Source organism: Ideonella sp., assembly GCF_041918995.1.
Classification (GTDB): domain Bacteria; phylum Pseudomonadota; class Gammaproteobacteria; order Burkholderiales; family Burkholderiaceae_C; genus Ideonella.
Genome location: NZ_JAYRUN010000001.1, coordinates 65555 through 81294, shown reverse-complemented (window position 1 = coordinate 81294; position 15740 = coordinate 65555). Strand labels below are relative to the sequence as shown.

Below are 15740 nucleotides of genomic sequence, written 5' to 3'. Positions count from 1 at the left end.
GCTTGCCAACCGGCGCGCCATGCCTCGCTCCGTCCTGCAGGGCGCCGGCGGCGGGCGCATCCAGAAGCCTGCGCTCGCCGCCAGCCCCACCGTGCTGCTGCTCGTCGATGTGGTGAACCCGCTGGACTTTCCCGGCGGCGAGGCGCTGGCCCCGGCCGCGGTGGCGGCCGCCCACGCCACCGCCCGCCTGCGCCGCGCGCTCAACCGCGAGCAGGTGACCTGCATCTACGCCAACGACAACTACGGCGTGTGGCGCTCGGATTTCCAGAGCCTGTGGCACGAGTGCGCGCGCATGCCGGGCGCACCCGGCGAGATGGCCCGTGCGCTGAAGCCGCGCCAGCGTGACTTCACCGTGCTCAAGCCGCGCCACTCCGCGTTCTTCGCCACCCCGCTGGACGAGCTGCTGCGCGGGCTGCGCTGCCGCCGCCTGGTGCTGGCCGGCGTGGCGGCGGACAGCTGCGTGCTGTTCACCGCCATGGACGCCTACCTGCGTGGCTACGCCGTGTGGGCGCCGGCCGACTGCGTGGCCGCGGAAAGCGAGGCCGCGCGCGAGCAGGCGCTGGCCCTCATGGAGCGCGTGCTCAAGGCCGACGTGCGGCCCGCCTGGGAACGGGCATTGCCACGCCGCGCGGCATGAGCCATGTCCCCGGCGACGCGCTGCATGCGCGGCTGCTCACCACCCACGCCGGCGGGCCGCTGCTGGCCGGCAATCGCCTGCGCTGGTGGCGTGAGCGGCAGGCGGCCGAGGCGGCCATCTGCGCGGCGATCGACGGCGCATGCCACCAGGTGCAGGTGGCCCAGGCCTGGCAGCGCGACCGCCGCCTGCGCGGGCTGGTGGCCGACCGGCTGCGTGCCTGCGTGGCGCGCGGCGTGACGGTGCGGCAGTGGCCGCTGCCCACCCACCTGCTGCACCTGCTGGCGGCGCAGGCCAGCGGCTGGTGGCATGGCGGCGACGCCGGCTGGCTGCTCGTCGTGGACGGCTGCCATGCCTTCGTCGGCGGGGTGGAGCCGCCACGCCGCAGCCCGCGGCATGCCACGATGCGCGCCGCCGAGCTGCCCGCGGTGCTGAGCGTGCAAGGCCCCGCCGCGGCCGCCCTGGCCGAGGCCCAGGGCCTGGACGGGACGGTGACGTCGACCCTGGCACCGCTGCCGCCGGCGCTGGGCCGGCAGCGCGTGGCGGTGGGCCTGCGGCCGCGCCGCGGGCGCGCCGCCGTCGCCCACCCGTTCGTGCGTGCGCTCGAAGGCGCGGTGCGGCAGGCGCAGCACCGCGTCTGGCTGCGCAGCGCGGCCTTCGCGCCCTCGCCCGGCCTGTTCGCCGCCATGGCGGACGCGGCGCGGCGCGGCGTGGACACGCGGCTGATGCTGCGCCACGAGGTGGCCGCCTGGCTGCCGGCGTCCGCGGCGCGCTGGCTGCTGGCGCCGCTCGCCGAGGCGGGCGTGCGCCTGCACCCGCTGCCGCCCGGCGAGGCGCCCGCGCGCATCGCGCTGGTGGACGGCCAGTGGTGCGGGCTGGGCACGGCCGACCTGGGCTGGTGCGGCAGCCGGGGCGGCCGCGGCGTGGAGCTCGTGGTGCTGGACAGCCACTTCGCGGCCGAGCTGGAGGCGCGCTACGTGGTGGACGCGGCCCGCTGCGGCGATGCGCACCACCTGGCCAGCCGGCCACGCCCGCTGCCCGGCGGCGCGCCCGCTTCTTCACCGGCCCCGACCCCGGGCCGACGCACCGTCCAGCGAGGACCCCAACGATGAGACAGGACGATCTGCACGCGGCCGGCGCCGCCCCTGCGCCGCAGCGGCCCCGGCGCGATGCCGAGGCCGTCACCGTGTTCGGCGCCGGCTACGTGGGCCTGGTCACGGGCGCCTGCCTGGCCGAACTGGGCCACGACGTGGTGGTGATGGACACCGACGCCGCCCGCGTGGCCGCGCTCTCGCGGGCCGAGCCGCCCTTCCACGAGCCGGGGCTGCCCGAGCTCATCCGCCGCCATGCCGCGCAGGGCCGGTTGCGCTTCACCGAGTCCGCCGACGCGGCGGTGGCGCACGGCCGCGTGCAGTTCATCGCCGTCGGGACGCCGGCCGGCGAGGACGGCTCGGCCGACCTGCGCCATGTGCTGGCCGTGGCCCGGGCCATCGGCGAGCGCATGACCCGCGAGGTGCTGGTGGTGGACAAGAGCACGGTGCCGGTGGGCACCGCCGAGCGTGTGCGCGAGGTGATCGGTGCGGCGCTGGCGCGGCGTGGCCGGGCGGACCTGCCGTTCGCCGTGGCGTCCAACCCCGAGTTCCTCAAGGAGGGCACGGCGGTGGCCGATTTCATGCAGCCGGACCGGGTGGTGGCCGGTGCGGATGCGCCGGCGGCGCTGGCCCTGCTGCACCGCCTGTACGAGCCGCTGCTGCGCGACGCCGCGGCCCGCTGGCTGCCCATGTCGGTGCGTGCGGCCGAGTTCACCAAGTACGCCAGCAACGTGATGCTGGCCGCCCGCATCAGCCTGATGAACGACTTCGCGCTGCTCGGCGCCGAGCTGGGCGTGGACATGGACGAGGTGCGCGCCGGCATGGGCAGCGACCTGCGCATCGGCCCGCACATGCTGCACCCCGGCTGCGGGTACGGTGGGTCGTGCCTGCCCAAGGACCTGCGCGCCCTGCGCCGCAGCGCCGCCGAGGCCGGTCTCGCCCTGCCCATGCTGGAGGCCATCGAGGGGGTGAACGAGCGGCAGAAGTCGCTGCTGCCGCAGTGGGTGGCCGAGGCCTTCGACGGCCACCTGGCCGGGCGGCGCATCGCCCTGTGGGGCCTGGCCTTCAAGCCGGGCACCGACGACCTGCGCGAGGCGCCCAGCGACACCGTGATCCAGTCCCTGGTGGCTGCAGGCGCGGAGGTGGTGGCGCATGACCCGCTGGCCATGCCGGCGGCGCGCCAGCGCTACGCAGGCCTGCCGGGCGTGCGCTTCGCGGCCGATCCGTTCGGGGCGGTGGCCGGGGCCGACGCGCTCGTCATCGTGACCGAGTGGCCGCAGTTCCGCGCCATCGATTGGCACAAGGTGCGCCGCTGCATGGCGGGCGACTGGGTGTTCGACGGCCGGGGCGTGTGCGAGCCCGTGGCGCTGGCCGCGCTGGGCCTGCATGCGCGCGCCGTGGGCCGGGCGCCCGTGCTGGCCGCGCGCGCCTCGCACGCGGGAGCCGAGATGGCGAAATGAAGGAAGTCGTCGCCGGCCTGTGGGCCGCCGTCTGGCAGTACCGCTGGCGCACGCTGGCGGCGCTGGGCCTGCTGGTGGCCGCCAAGATCGTGGCGGTGGGCGTGCCGCTGATCTTCAAGGCCATCATCGACACCTTCAGCCAGCGCGAGGCGGCGATCGCCGCGGGCGCGTCCGACCCGCGGCAGCTGGTGGTGGCCCTGCCGGTGTTCCTGCTGCTGGGCTATGCGCTGCTGCGCTTCACCGGCACGCTGTTCACCGAGCTGCGCGACCTGATGTTCGCCCGCGTGACGATGCGCACCGTGGGCGCCTTCGCCCAGCGCACCTTCGCCCACCTGCTGGCGCTGAGCCCGCGCTTCCATGCGGCGCGCAACACCGGCAGCCTCATCCGCGACGTCGAGCGCGGCACCGGCGGGGTGGGCTTCCTACTCGGTGCCGGGCTGTTCACCGTGCTGCCGACGCTGGTGGAGTTCGTGTTCGTGCTGGCGGTGCTCATCGCCGCGGGCTACAGCGTGTGGTTCACCGTGACCATCGGCGTCACCTTCTTCGTCTACGCCACCTACACCACACTGCTCACGCGCCGGCGCGAGCAGCGCCAGCGCGAGGTCAACGAGATCGACTCGCTGGCCTCGGGCCGCATGGTGGACGGGCTGCTGAACGTGGAGATGGTGAAGACCTATGCCCGGCGCGACTTCGAGCTGCACCGCTACCAGGAGGTGCAGCAGCGCTGGATCGACGCCGGCGTGCGCAACCAGAAGGCGCTGTCGGTGCTGCACATCGGCCAGAGCGCCATCATCGCTGCCGGCGTGGCCACGGTGATGCTGCTGGCCGGCCAGCAGACGCTGGCCGGCACGCTGAGCGTGGGCGACCTGGTGCTGGTGAACTCCTACGTGATCCAGATCTGCATGCCGCTGAACACGCTCGGCTTCGTGTTCCGCGAGACCATCGACGCGCTGGTCAACACCGAGAAGCTGTTCGCGCTGCTCAAACAGGCGCCGGAGATCAGCGACGCGCCCGGGGCGCAGCCGCTGGCGCTGCAGGGCGGCGAGGTGGTGTTCGACCATGTGCACTTCGCCTACGAGGCCGGCCGGCCCATCCTGAGCGACTTCAACCTGCACCTGCCGCCGGGCAAGACCGTGGCCGTGGTGGGAGGCAGCGGCTCGGGCAAGTCCACGCTGGCGCGCCTGCTGCTGCGCCTGTACGACCCGCAGGGCGGCCGCGTGCTCATCGACGGCCAGGACCTGCGCAGCCTGCAGCAGGACAGCGTCTACCACGCCATCGGCGTGGTGTCGCAGGACACGGCGCTGTTCAACGACACCATCGCCTTCAACATCGGCTACGGCCGCATGGGCGTGGGCCTGGCCGAGGTGATCGAGGCGGCCAAGGCCGCCCAGGTGCACGAATTCATCGTCTCTTTGCCGCAGCAGTACGACACCATCGTGGGCGAGCGCGGCATGAAGCTCTCGGGCGGCGAGAAGCAGCGCATCGCCATCGCGCGCGCGCTGCTGAAGAACCCGCCGCTGATGATCTTCGACGAGGCCACCTCGGCGCTGGACACGCGGGCCGAGCGGGCCATCCAGCGCGAGCTGGACCGCATCGCGCAGGGGCGCACCACGCTCATCATCGCCCACCGCCTGTCCACCATCGTGAACGCCGACCAGATCGTGGTCATGGACCGCGGCCGCATCGTGGAGAGCGGCCGCCACCAGGAGCTGCTGGAACGCGACGGCCTGTATGCCCAGCTGTGGAACCTGCAGCTGCAGCAGCGCGAGTTCGAGCGCCTGGAGCGCCGCATGGCCCGCCAGCCGGTGAACCTGGCGGTGCTGCTGGCCGGCACGGTGGACGCGCTGCGCGCGCTCACCGAGCCGCGCGGCATCGCGCTGTACACCGACGTGGACCTGGTCAATGCCAGCGTGTCCGGCGATCCCGGCATGCTCGCCCAGGCCCTCTACGCCATCGGGCGGCAGGCGGTGCGCGCCACGCCGGCGGGCGGGCGCATCGAGATCCGCCTGGTGCGCCACGACGTGAACGCCCGGGTGAGCATCACCGACGGCCGCCAGGGCCGCGCGCTGCCCGCCGAGGGCACCCTGCCCGAGCTGGATCCGGACATCCCGCCGCTGGACCCGCTGACCCTGCGCAGCACCCTGGAGCGCATGGGCGGCCGCTTCGAGACCGACATGGCGACAGCCGTGCACGGCATGCGCTTCCACCTCGAGCTGCCGCTGCTGCCGCTGGTCGTGGCGGCGCGCCCCGCGCCCGGCCATGCGGCCGAGGCGACGGCCTTCGTGGCGGCGTCCCAGGCAGCACACCGCGCCGCGCCGGCGGGCGACGCGGCGGCGGGCGCCGACCCGGCCGGCGTCGACGTGGCCGAGCCGGGCCCGCCGGTGGCGCCCGTGCCACCGGTGGCGCCGCCGCTGCCGCCCATGCCCCTGGCCGGCCTGGCCGTGATGTGCGTGGACGACGACCGCGACGCGCTGTCGGCGCTCACCGAGGTCCTGCAGGAGGAGGGCGCCGCCGTCCTCGCCTTCAGCAGCGGACGCGATGCCATCGGCTGGCTCAACCAGCACGGCACCGCGCAATGGCCGCAGCTGCTGGCCTGCGACATCTCGCTGGGCGGCGGCGAGGACGGCCACGCCGTCGTGCGCCGCATCCGCCAGATCGAGGCCGAACGCGGCGTGCCCCTGGCCGAGCGCCTGCCCGCCCTGGCCCTCACCGGCCTGGCCCGACCGGAGCACCGCCTGATGGCGCTGATGGCCGGCTTCCAGGTGCACCTGGCCAAGCCGGTGGACCCGCCGGAGCTGATCGCCACGCTGGTCCACCTGGCGGGGCGGGGGCTCGGAAGTGCCGCCTCCGCGGCGGCGTAAAGGGCCAGTCTTCCCGGGCAGTTGGGGTGGCGCGTCCCTTTCCCTTTCGCCGTGCCGCGCGGCAGGTGGTGGCGTCTGCCTGCGGCTCCCTTTGAAGACCGCCCCATTTGGGGGATGGCGGGCAAAAGAATGAGGCGCAAGATGGGTTCAAAGGGGAGTAACTATGCGCCACTACATCTGGCCCGTCCTCGCCTCGGCCTCGCTCATGGCGTTTTCGTCAGTCCATGCCATTGACCGCGTCGAGGTGACAGCGCCCCGCCCCGACCGTTCCGCCGACGAGGGCTGGCTGAGGCTCTACAAGATTCCAGAAGGCTACGCGGCAAACCGCGACAACGGATTTCGAGGCCCTGCAGGTGGCCGCCAACCGCCGAGCAGCGAAGACAATACGGCGATCCGCTGCGACGTGGAAACGTCGAAGCCCGTCATGCTGACTACAGGCGAAAAACTGCTGCCGGAGTCAGATTTTCAAACTGGCGGCCTGAGTGGGGTTGCACTTGGGCGCACCTACCGCAGCCGGTTGGCCGCAGGTCAACTGTTCGGGCCCAAGTGGGCATCGTCGTTGGCAACATGGAAGGTGACCGGCTCGGGGCAAACATGCGTCGAGGGCGTGTGCTCACCGGCTTTGGCTGTGCTTGCGCTGGACGACGGGTCGCAGTACAGATACACCAAAGTCGCGGGCCCGGGATATTCCGTGGCTGGCAATAACCTCATGGGTAAACTGTTCTACTCCGCCCCGGGTTGGACCTTGGCCAAGGACGGCTACACCTACCTATTCAACTCTTCAGGACTTCTCTCTTCAGTGAAGCGCAATGGCGCACTGATTCGCAACTACTTCTATACCAATGGAGTCTTGACTTCTGTCTCCAATGGTCAGGGACAGGTAGTGAAGCTGCAATGGACAGGTGACAGGGTGACACAGGTGATCGATCCGGCGGGCGGCACGTGGACGTTTGCCTACGGAAGCCAAGGGATGCTCGACACGGTCACCTCCCCCAGTCCCAACGCCGTCACGCGTAGATACCACTATGAGGATCATGCCGACACCACGCTGCTGACCGGGGTTTCGGTCAACGGGGTTCGATACAGCACCTACAGCTACTACAGCGACAAGCGGGTAAGACAAAGCGGCCTGTCGTCCTCCAACGGCGAGGACGTCGATAGCATTACCTATGGCTCTCTTTCGGCGACCGTCACAGACGCCCGGGGCCAAAGTACGACCTATCGATTCAGCAACGTCAATGGGGAACTCAAGTTGACCGCACTGAGTCGACCCGCGACCAGCACCTGTCCCGCTGCTGCTGCGTCCATCGCCTATGACGCAAACGGCTATCCCGACTACGACCTGGACTGGAACGGCGTCAAGACCGACTACACCTACGACTCAGAGGGGCGACTGACCAAGGCGGTGAGAGATGCGGGGACGTCACAGCGCCAAACCGTGTCGTATACGTGGGATGATTGGCGCTTGGTCATGCGCGAGTTGCAGGGATCCGACGATGCGCCGTTCTTCCGTAGTACCTACAGATACTACATAACCGGTGACGCTGCAGGCCGCCTCGAAATGCAAGTGGATGAAGACTTGATCCTGTAGCGAAGCACAACCTATTCACGGGCGTACAGTTTCCACAGCAACGGCGGTGTTGCAACAGAGACTCGTAATTGGTCCACAGGCATGGGGATAGCTTCTGAAAGATGGGAGTTCGATTCCCGTGGGAACCTCGTGTCGTACCTTAACCCGATGGGCCATCTGGAAGAATGGTCTGGCCATGACGCCCGCGGGCTGGCCGCCGTGTACCGGGACGCCAACGGCGTCGTCACTGAGGTCGCATACGATGCCTTCGGGCGCGTTGTCACGGAAACGGTTCAAACCGGAGCTGGCGCACGGACGACGAGCTTCGCTTACAGCCCTCACGGAACAGTTACCCGCGTGGCGTACGCAACGGGCGCCCAGGTGAGGTTCAGATACGACGCGGGCGCCCGTCTCGATGGTGTTGGTGATTCTTCGGGCTCGTATATGAGCCGCACATGGACGAGGGCGACGAACACAGAGGTGTGGGCGGCGCCACGCCGGGTTCCTTCCACTTCCAACGGCCTTCCGGTAGCGGTAAGCGGCGGTGAGTTCAGCATCTCGGCGACTTTGGACTCCTTGGGACGGCCTCGGGCGGTCAAGGGGACCAACGGCCAGCAGATGACCATCGCATATGACAAGAACGGCAATGTCACTTCGCGCGCGGATGTGGCTGGCCGTTCCACGCTGTATGAGTACGACCACTTGAACCGGCTCGACAAGGTCACGCTGCCCGACCAGGGCGTCATTGACTACGCCTACGACACCCAGGGCCGACTCAAGTCCGTCAAGGATCCCCGCGGGCTGGTGACGTCTTTTACCTACGACGGCTCGGGCGCGGTCCGCATGCGCACCAGCCCCGATACCGGGGTGACCGAATACACGTACGACGTGGCCGGCCACCTTGCGACCGAGCGCCGAGCCAATGGTGATGTCATCCAGTACACCCACGACAAGATCGGCCGGCTGACCAGCCGAACGGTGGGAGGCGCCACAGAGACCTTCACGTATGACGCCGGCACCTATGGCCGCGGGCGCTTGACAAGCATGGTGGACGCGACAGGAAGTACCACCTACACCTATGGCGCCGCGGGCGACCTGCTCACACAGACCACCGTCATCGACGGAGTGACGTACACAACCTCCTGGGACTATGACGCGGCCGGCCGCCTCTTGCAGGTGAACTACCCGACGGGGGTGGCCGTCAAGTACACGTGGGACACGCTCGGCCGCGTCAAGCAGCTGGACGGGTGGATCAACGGCGCCTGGGTGCGCCTGGCCGATACGCTGTTGTACCAGCCAGCCACCACGCGCCTGTACGCGTGGCACTACGGGAACGGCCTGAACCGGTTGGTGACGCTGGACACCGATGGCCGTGTGAGCAAGCTGGAGAGCCCAGGCATGCATTCGTTGAGCTTCGGTTGGCATGCCACTGACACCATCGCCTCCATCACCGATGGCCGCTACACCGGGCAGGACGCCAGCTTCACCTACGATCCCAACGACAGGCTGGCGACGGTGGCTCGCACCGGCGACGACCAGGCGTTTGGATGGGACAAGGTGGGCAACCGCACGACGCACACGCGGGCCGGCGGCGCCTACTCCATCGCGGTGGACGGTCCAAGCAATCGGCTGCTGAGCTACAGCGGAGGTGGGGTGAGTCGCGCCTTCGGCTACGACGCCAACGGCAACGCCACAGCCGAGACGCGCAGCGACGGCAACCGCACCTACGGCTACGATGGGTTCGGTCGGATGACGGGGCTGTGGGTGAACAACGTGCTCAAGGGCGACTACGGCATCAACGCACTGAACCAGCGTGCGGTGAAGTACGCGCCCTCACACGGCGGCACCACGCACTTCGTTCAGACGCCAGGCGGCCAGTTGCTGGCCGAGTACGGCACCAAGCGCACCAGCTACGTCTGGATCGGCAACGAGCTGCTGGGCATCGTGCGCGACAACGCGTTCTATGCCAGCCACAACGACCACCTGGGTCGCCCGGAGTTGCTGACCAACTCCGCCAAGTCAGGCGTCTGGCGCGCGAAGAATGATGCTTTCGGGCGCACCGTCGTCAATGCCACGGTGGGCGACGTGAATCTCGGCTTCCCCGGCCAATACTTCGATGCGGAGAGTGGGCTGTGGCACAACTGGCATCGGGTTTACGATGCGGGGATGGGAAGGTATCTGCAATCAGATCCCATCGGGCTTCAGGGCGGGATAAATACGTACGCATATGTAGGGGGCAATCCTCTCGGTGGTATTGACTTGATGGGGCTTTCTTGCACTTGCAGCAAATCGTTTGCTGAACGGACGTTAGATAGGTATAGAGACACTTCGAATGCTATTGACGACGCTATCGATAGCGTCCTTCCGTGGCCCGCCGATTCGGCGACTGGATTGGCTGGACTCGCAGGCGGCGGCGCCGCTGCAAAGAGCTACGGCGGCAGGACGTCGCTCCAAGAGGGAATCAGGGTCCTAGGCGAGTGGAGATCCTCGGATTTTTCGCTTTTCCGTAGTGTCGGACGACCCGACATAGTTCGAGTGGGAGCAACATCGCTGACAACCGCTGTTGCCGTTGGAGTAGCTTGGAATGCAGGACTGCTAGCAGGTTCAGCGATTTCCGAGGCTATGTCCGGAGATGGCTGTGATTGACATTTTGCGGATGTATTGGCGTCCATTAATTGGGCATGCCGCACTAGTCACTGCGTTGATTTCCGACTTCCACCGCCGGAGCAGTGAAGGCTGGATTTCAACCGTGTTCTCCCTATCGAGCTTAGTAGGGGTCCTGATTGGAATCATAATATTTTCACCGCGCCCGCGCCTATTCTTCTTTCTTCGCGAAGCAAGAATCTCTACAAGGAAGCTATCTGGCCGGTTGTCGCGCACATTTTCTTGGATCTTTGTGGTTGGAATGCCAGTGCTTTGGCTGTTGGTTGTGATCAGATTCAAAACTGAAGTTTTTTCATATTTCGGTGCTAAGTTTCTTGGTGCATATATTTTCTTTGCTTGGCTGGCCGCTGCGGCCATTGTTTTTCCTACCTTATTCAATAGACGATAGGTCAGCGCAACGGCTCGCCTCGCGGGCTTGAGGGCCATTTCAGCATGCAGGTGCGGCCGGAGGGCATAAATTTAGGCCATCGCGACACCCTGCTGTACCAGCCAGCCACCACGCGCCTGTACGCGTGGCACTACGGGAACGGCCTGAACCGGTTGGTGACGCTGGACACCGATGGCCGTGTGAGCAAGCTGGAGAGCCCAGGCATGCACTCGTTGAGCTTCGGCTGGCATGCCACTGACACCATCGCCTCCATCACCGATGGCCGCTACACCGGGCAGGACGCCAGCTTCACGTACGACCCCAATGACCGGCTGGCGACGGTGGCTCGCACCGGCGACGACCAGTCCTTCGGCTGGGACAAGGTGGGCAACCGCACGGCCCACACGCGGGCAGGCGGCGCCTATTCCATCGCGGTGGACGGTCCAAGCAATCGGCTGCTGAGCTACAGCGGAGGTGGGATGAGTCGCGCTTTCGGCTACGACGCCAACGGCAACGTCACAGCCGAGACGCGCAGCGACGGCAACCGTACCTATGGCTACGATGGATTCGGCCGGATGACCGGGCTGTGGGTGAACAACGTGCTGAAGGGTGACTACGGCATCAACGCCCTGAACCAGCGTGCGGTGAAGTACGCGCCCTCACACGGTGGTACCACGCACTTCGTACAGACGCCGGGCGGCCAGCTACTGGCCGAGTACGGCGCCAAACGCACCAGCTACGTCTGGATCGGCAACGAGCTGCTGGGCATCGTGCGCGACAACGCGTTCTACGCCAGCCACAACGACCACCTGGGTCGCCCGGAGCTGCTGACCAACTCCGCCAAGTCAGGCGTCTGGCGCGCGAAGAACGATGCCTTTGGGCGTACCGTCGTCAATGCCACGGTGGGAGACATGAATATCGGCTTCCCCGGCCAGTACTTCGATGCGGAGAGTGGGCTGTGGCACAACTGGCATCGGGTCTACGACGCCGGGATGGGACGGTACTTGCAGTCTGATCCCATCGGGCTCGCGGGAGGGATCAACACTTATGCATACGTTGGCGGCAATCCAATCCACGGTGCAGATCCTACGGGGTTGCAGGTGTTTGTCTGCAATCGTGCGGTCGATGGATTTCCTTTCGTTGGGAATCATTCGTATCTATACGACTCAACCTCGGGTCGATCCGAGGGAATGCGAGGTAGTTCCAAGTCCGGCATGACTTCCAATGAAGGCGGCCCTGGTGCGCCAGGAAATAGCTGCAACAAAGTGGAGGGCAGCGAAGGAAAGGAAAAGCAAGTCATGGATTTCATGCAAAGAAATCAGAATGCATTCATCTGGATTCCATTCATGAACGACTGCCACAGCGCAGCAAGCAGGGCACTCGGCGCCAACGGCTTGCCGAATCCCGGTGCCCCGGGTGGAAGGCTTGGCACACCATGAAATTAAGCATGATCATGGGACTAGCCGCTGTCATCTGTTGGTGCTCGGGCCTTCTAGGACCGTCCTCCGTAGCTTCCGAATCCATTGCTGATAAGGTGGCGCTTCAGATCAACTCTGCCTTGCCAAGAAATTGGTCTATTGCAGAGAGAAGGAACGGAGTTATTCCTGCAGGCCACTACTGGGCAGAACAGTACAGAGGTACCCCAGGAGATGAAATAGTTATCGAGGGTGGTGCCAGCGTGCATCTGGAATGGAAGGACAGCAGTGGCCGCTGGCATAGTGAAGCCGCGGGCAAGGAAGCGTTGCGCATTTACGTAATGCCCAAGGACTATAAAGAGAATATATCGCGATTTCTTCAACCGAAGCGTCCCACAGCAGCGCGCGTGCTGACTCGAACACAGCTAGCGGTGGTGTATGCACATCCATCCACTCATATCACGAATATCAAAGTTGTGGAGAATGCAATAAAGGAAGGTTCATCCATTAGCTGGCCGGATTCTCCCGAGGTAACGCAGACGCTCACATGGACGAGTTGGCGAGACGATTTGAAACGGCGCATTCGTTGACCGGGAAACGAGTCTTCTGTCGCATGACCACCCCACAGTCAACGGCCCATCTGTTAGTCCCGGATGATTCCTGGCCTGTCGAATGAAAAGATCCGGATGGGACTTCTGCCAGTTCTTCAGGGCTTGCACGGGCGAGACATGCTTGAGCGCCTGCCTGCGGCAGATGCTCGTCGTACAGCCTGAACCGCCCCGGGTTCCGCGGTGGCCTGTTGGGCCGGGCAGGCAAGGGGAGCGCCGACCATGAAGACCACCATCACGCTGGTTCTGGCCCTGCTGCTGGTGGGGCCCCCCGTGGCCAGCCGCGCAGGGCTGGTGGGTCACGACCGTCTGGCCGAGGTGGCGGACGACGTGCACGTCGTCGTGGGGTCGGCGCGACGCATCGGCGAGGACCGCGTGGAGATCCGCCTGACCCACACGCTCCGCAGCCCGCCGGGGCGGGGCATTCCGCGCGCTGTCACGGTTCCGGCAGGCGATTTGAGATTCAGCCCCCCCGGCGGGGCGCAAGGGATCTTTCTTCTTCGGCAGGCCGGCGGCCGGTACACCATGGCGGGCGCCCAGAACCCCGCCGTGGTGCTGCCGGCCGGGCTCCCGGTGGGCGCGGGCGACTACGCGGCGATCACGGTCGACCTGCTGGGTCGTGCCATCGAGCAGGACGACAAGTCGCTGTGCCTGTCCGCGGGACACCCCCAGTGCGCCGGGTCCGAGGCCTCGGCGATCCGGGATCGGGCCGTGGTGGCGCTGGTGGAGTTCAAGGGGCAGCGTTCACGGGCGGTCCTCGAACGCCTGGCCTGCGACCCCCGATTGGACGTGGCCGTGCATGGGCACGGCGGCCTGGCACAACTGGGCGTGTTCGGCCGGGGGACGGACATCTCCGGGCTCATCAGCCGTCCGACGCCGGCCTCCCTGCCGGCGCTGCACACGCTGGGCGGCGCCATGTGCCGCGAAGGACTCCCCCGCGAAGCGCGACCGGCCGTCCTCCTGCTGCTGGGCTCGACGGACGCCGCGTTGCGACACGATGGCGCCTGCGGCCTCAGGGCATTGTCCGAACCCACCGACCTGCCACTGTGGTCGCGCCTGCTGACCGACAGTGACCAGCGAGTGCGGTACTACGCAGCCAGCGCGGTCGCGGGGCTCTACACGGGCAGGTACGTCACCACGCAGCACTTTCGGGACAACGAGGCCCAGGTGATGGGCGAGGTCATGGCGTGGATGGCCGAAGGGCCGCCGCGGATACGGGAAGAGCCGATGCAGGTGGCCGTTCCCGCGCACGACTGAGGCAGGCAGACAGGGCGCCCTGGGTGCGGCGCGATCAGGGGCACGGGCATCCCCCTTGCTAAGGCGGCTCACCGTATTGCCGCCCGCTGCCTGTTCGCCGTTCCGCGATGCCCCTGCCCTCCGCCACCGAGCCCGCCCGCGCCGCGGGCGCGCCGCCCGCTCCTTCGGAGGGAGTGGAGCCTGCGAGGGCGCGCACCGCGTGGGCGCCGTCCTCGCCCTGGGCGCAGCGCGCCGTCATCGGCCTGTTCGCCATCGCGCTGGTGGCGCTGCTGAAGGCGGCCTCGGCGCTGCTGGTGCCGATCACCGCCGCCCTGGTGCTCACCTTCGTGTTCCAGCCCATGGTGCGCTGGCTGCGGCGGCGCAACGTGCCGGAGACGATTGGTGCGGGGGTGGTCGTGGCGGCCTTGCTGGTGGCCACCGGCGGGCTCACCGCGACGCTCATCGAGCCCGCCACCGAGTGGTGGGAGCGGGCGCCCGAGACGCTGTCGCGCGTGATGGCGCGGGTGGACCGGCTGCGCGCGGTGCTGCCGATCCTGGCGCCGGCCCATCCCGCGCCGGTGGTGGTACCGGTGGAGGTGCCACCTCGGCCGCCCGCGCGGCGGCGCCCTGCGGCCGCTGAAGCCGCCGCGCCCGCCGCCGCCGCCGCCAGCCAGCCGCCGGCCAGCGACCCCATCGCCGAGACCATCGCCACCCAGGGCGTGGCGCTCACGGGGGCCTTCGTCTCGCAGTTCCTGGCCTTCTGCCTGTCGGCCTCGGCCACGGTGATCCTGCTGTACTTCCTGCTGGCCTCGGAGCATTGGGTGCTGTCGCGCAGCGTGGAGGCCATTCCGCGGCAGCGGGCCCGGGCGCTCATGCTCGCCGGCCTGCGCAGCGTGCAGCGCGAGATCTCCCACTTTCTCGGCGCGCTGGCGGTGGTCAACCTGGGCGTGGGCGCCGCCATGGTGGGTGCCGCCTGGCTGCTGGGGCTGCCCAACCCGGTGCTGTGGGGCACCGTGTGCGGCATCCTCAACTTCATTCCCTACCTGGGCCCGGTGATCGGCTCGGTGCTGCTCACCATGGCGGGCGTGCTCACCTTCGACACGGTGCCGCAGGTGCTGGCGCCGGCCGCGGCGCTGCTCATCATCCACGCGGTGGAGGCGAACTTCGTCAGCCCCATCTTCGTGGGCCGGCGCCTGTCGCTCAGCCCCGTGTTCATGTGCCTGTCGGTGATGTTCTGGGGCTGGCTGTGGGGCATCGCCGGCGCGGTGATGGCCGTGCCCATCCTGGTGGCGCTGCGCGCGCTCACCAAGCGGCAGCGGCGCCTGCGCCTGCTCACCGCGTACCTGGAGGGCACGCGCCGGCCGGTGCGCAGCCTGCGTGCGCTGATGCGGCCCAAGCGGCCCAAGGCCGGCGGCGCGGCCGCCGGCTGACGGCGGCCCCTCAGACGTCGCCTTGCTCTTCCTGCGCGGCGCGGCGGCGGATGACGAAGCCGATCACGCCGGCCGCCACCAGCAGCATCAGCCAGGCCGACGGTTTGGACGCCGCCGACAGGTCGATGAACCCGCCCACCGGGTTGTGCGCCACCGACAGGTGGCGCGCCATGGCCGGCCCGGGGCTGGGCGAAGCGGGGGAGGTGTCGAGCGAGACCGTCGTGGCGGGCACCCGCGTCGCGGTGGGGGCTTGTGCGTGCGAGACCGCGGGCGCACCCAGGTGCTGTGCCTGGATGCGCATCCCTTCATCCGCGCCGTGTGCGCCGCCTGCGGCCAGGGTGAACAGGGCGATCGCGAACGTGTACTGCTTCATGATGCACTCCTGGGTGGCGAGGTTTGCGCCC

At 68.0% G+C, this 15740-nt stretch carries 12 protein-coding genes and 1 pseudogene; 10 read left to right on the top strand and 3 right to left on the bottom strand.

Translation table 11 applies throughout. The features are described from left to right. The first annotated feature begins 19 nt into the window (after positions 1-19). The 6 genes from ACE3UN_RS00400 to ACE3UN_RS00375 all read left to right on the top strand — a co-directional run bounded on the left by ACE3UN_RS00400 (position 20) and on the right by ACE3UN_RS00375 (position 10262). Positions 20-637, top strand: coding sequence for an isochorismatase family cysteine hydrolase (locus tag ACE3UN_RS00400; RefSeq protein ID WP_374672918.1), 618 nt, complete (start codon positions 20-22; stop codon positions 635-637). Further along, positions 634-1746 carry a phospholipase D-like domain-containing protein gene (locus ACE3UN_RS00395; RefSeq protein WP_374672917.1) on the top strand — a complete coding sequence of 371 codons (1113 nt, stop codon included), beginning with the start codon at positions 634-636 and terminating at the stop codon, positions 1744-1746. The genes ACE3UN_RS00400 and ACE3UN_RS00395 overlap by 4 nt, the downstream gene beginning before the upstream one ends. After that, a complete protein-coding gene (locus ACE3UN_RS00390; RefSeq protein ID WP_374672916.1) occupies positions 1743-3185 on the top strand; it encodes a UDP-glucose/GDP-mannose dehydrogenase family protein in 1443 nt (480 codons plus the stop codon). The genes ACE3UN_RS00395 and ACE3UN_RS00390 overlap by 4 nt, the downstream gene beginning before the upstream one ends. Beyond that, complete coding sequence (locus tag ACE3UN_RS00385) at positions 3182-6046, top strand: ATP-binding cassette domain-containing protein (RefSeq protein WP_374672915.1); 2865 nt, start codon at positions 3182-3184, stop codon at positions 6044-6046. Before ACE3UN_RS00390 ends, ACE3UN_RS00385 begins: the two co-directional genes overlap by 4 nt. 163 nt (positions 6047-6209) lie before the next feature. Continuing rightward, positions 6210-7637: a DUF6531 domain-containing protein gene (locus ACE3UN_RS00380; protein WP_374672914.1), complete on the top strand. Its 1428-nt coding sequence runs from the start codon at positions 6210-6212 to the stop codon at positions 7635-7637. 81 nt (positions 7638-7718) lie between these two features. Next, a complete protein-coding gene (locus ACE3UN_RS00375; RefSeq protein WP_374672913.1) occupies positions 7719-10262 on the top strand; it encodes an RHS repeat-associated core domain-containing protein in 2544 nt (847 codons plus the stop codon). Here the strand turns inward: ACE3UN_RS00375 and ACE3UN_RS00370 are convergent. Further along, a complete protein-coding gene (locus ACE3UN_RS00370; protein WP_374672912.1) occupies positions 10221-10706 on the bottom strand; it encodes a hypothetical protein in 486 nt (161 codons plus the stop codon). The genes ACE3UN_RS00375 and ACE3UN_RS00370 overlap by 42 nt on opposite strands. Positions 10707-10712: 6 nt before the next feature. Here ACE3UN_RS00370 and ACE3UN_RS00365 point away from each other — a divergent pair, with 6 nt between their 5' ends. Together ACE3UN_RS00365 and ACE3UN_RS00360 are read left to right on the top strand one after the other, a co-directional pair. Continuing rightward, entirely contained in the window at positions 10713-12086 is a 1374-nt protein-coding gene (locus ACE3UN_RS00365) for an RHS repeat-associated core domain-containing protein (RefSeq protein WP_374672911.1), read from the top strand. After that, a complete protein-coding gene (locus ACE3UN_RS00360) occupies positions 12083-12652 on the top strand; it encodes a hypothetical protein (protein ID WP_374673189.1) in 570 nt (189 codons plus the stop codon). The genes ACE3UN_RS00365 and ACE3UN_RS00360 overlap by 4 nt, the downstream gene beginning before the upstream one ends. A gap of 57 nt (positions 12653-12709) precedes the next feature. Here ACE3UN_RS00360 and ACE3UN_RS00355 read toward each other — a convergent pair. Beyond that, positions 12710-12830: pseudogene (locus tag ACE3UN_RS00355) on the bottom strand (IS481 family transposase); the annotation flags it as partial. A 62-nt stretch (positions 12831-12892) separates the two neighbouring features. On the opposite strand from ACE3UN_RS00355, the gene ACE3UN_RS00350 reads away from it, so the two are divergent. Together ACE3UN_RS00350 and ACE3UN_RS00345 are read left to right on the top strand one after the other, a co-directional pair. Further along, complete coding sequence (locus tag ACE3UN_RS00350; RefSeq protein ID WP_374672910.1) at positions 12893-13927, top strand: HEAT repeat domain-containing protein; 1035 nt, start codon at positions 12893-12895, stop codon at positions 13925-13927. Between the two features lie 107 nt (positions 13928-14034). Continuing rightward, on the top strand, positions 14035-15336 hold the full coding sequence (locus tag ACE3UN_RS00345) for an AI-2E family transporter (RefSeq protein ID WP_374672909.1): 1302 nt from the start codon (positions 14035-14037) through the stop codon (positions 15334-15336). A 10-nt stretch (positions 15337-15346) separates the two neighbouring features. Here the strand turns inward: ACE3UN_RS00345 and ACE3UN_RS00340 are convergent, their stop codons facing one another. Further along, positions 15347-15709, bottom strand: coding sequence for a hypothetical protein (locus tag ACE3UN_RS00340; RefSeq protein WP_374672908.1), 363 nt, complete (start codon positions 15707-15709; stop codon positions 15347-15349). Positions 15710-15740 lie beyond the last annotated feature (31 nt).

Coding starts and splice junctions, on each gene's coding strand:
- ACE3UN_RS00390 (WP_374672916.1), top strand. CDS start 1,743: ATGAGACAGGACGATCTGCACGCGGCCGGCGCCGCCCCTGCGCCGCAG.
- ACE3UN_RS00400 (WP_374672918.1), top strand. CDS start 20: ATGCCTCGCTCCGTCCTGCAGGGCGCCGGCGGCGGGCGCATCCAGAAG.
- ACE3UN_RS00345 (WP_374672909.1), top strand. CDS start 14,035: ATGCCCCTGCCCTCCGCCACCGAGCCCGCCCGCGCCGCGGGCGCGCCG.
- ACE3UN_RS00370 (WP_374672912.1), bottom strand. CDS start 10,706: ATGGCCCTCAAGCCCGCGAGGCGAGCCGTTGCGCTGACCTATCGTCTA.
- ACE3UN_RS00340 (WP_374672908.1), bottom strand. CDS start 15,709: ATGAAGCAGTACACGTTCGCGATCGCCCTGTTCACCCTGGCCGCAGGC.
- ACE3UN_RS00360 (WP_374673189.1), top strand. CDS start 12,083: ATGAAATTAAGCATGATCATGGGACTAGCCGCTGTCATCTGTTGGTGC.
- ACE3UN_RS00375 (WP_374672913.1), top strand. CDS start 7,719: ATGGGGATAGCTTCTGAAAGATGGGAGTTCGATTCCCGTGGGAACCTC.
- ACE3UN_RS00365 (WP_374672911.1), top strand. CDS start 10,713: ATGCAGGTGCGGCCGGAGGGCATAAATTTAGGCCATCGCGACACCCTG.
- ACE3UN_RS00395 (WP_374672917.1), top strand. CDS start 634: ATGAGCCATGTCCCCGGCGACGCGCTGCATGCGCGGCTGCTCACCACC.
- ACE3UN_RS00385 (WP_374672915.1), top strand. CDS start 3,182: ATGAAGGAAGTCGTCGCCGGCCTGTGGGCCGCCGTCTGGCAGTACCGC.
- ACE3UN_RS00380 (WP_374672914.1), top strand. CDS start 6,210: ATGCGCCACTACATCTGGCCCGTCCTCGCCTCGGCCTCGCTCATGGCG.
- ACE3UN_RS00350 (WP_374672910.1), top strand. CDS start 12,893: ATGAAGACCACCATCACGCTGGTTCTGGCCCTGCTGCTGGTGGGGCCC.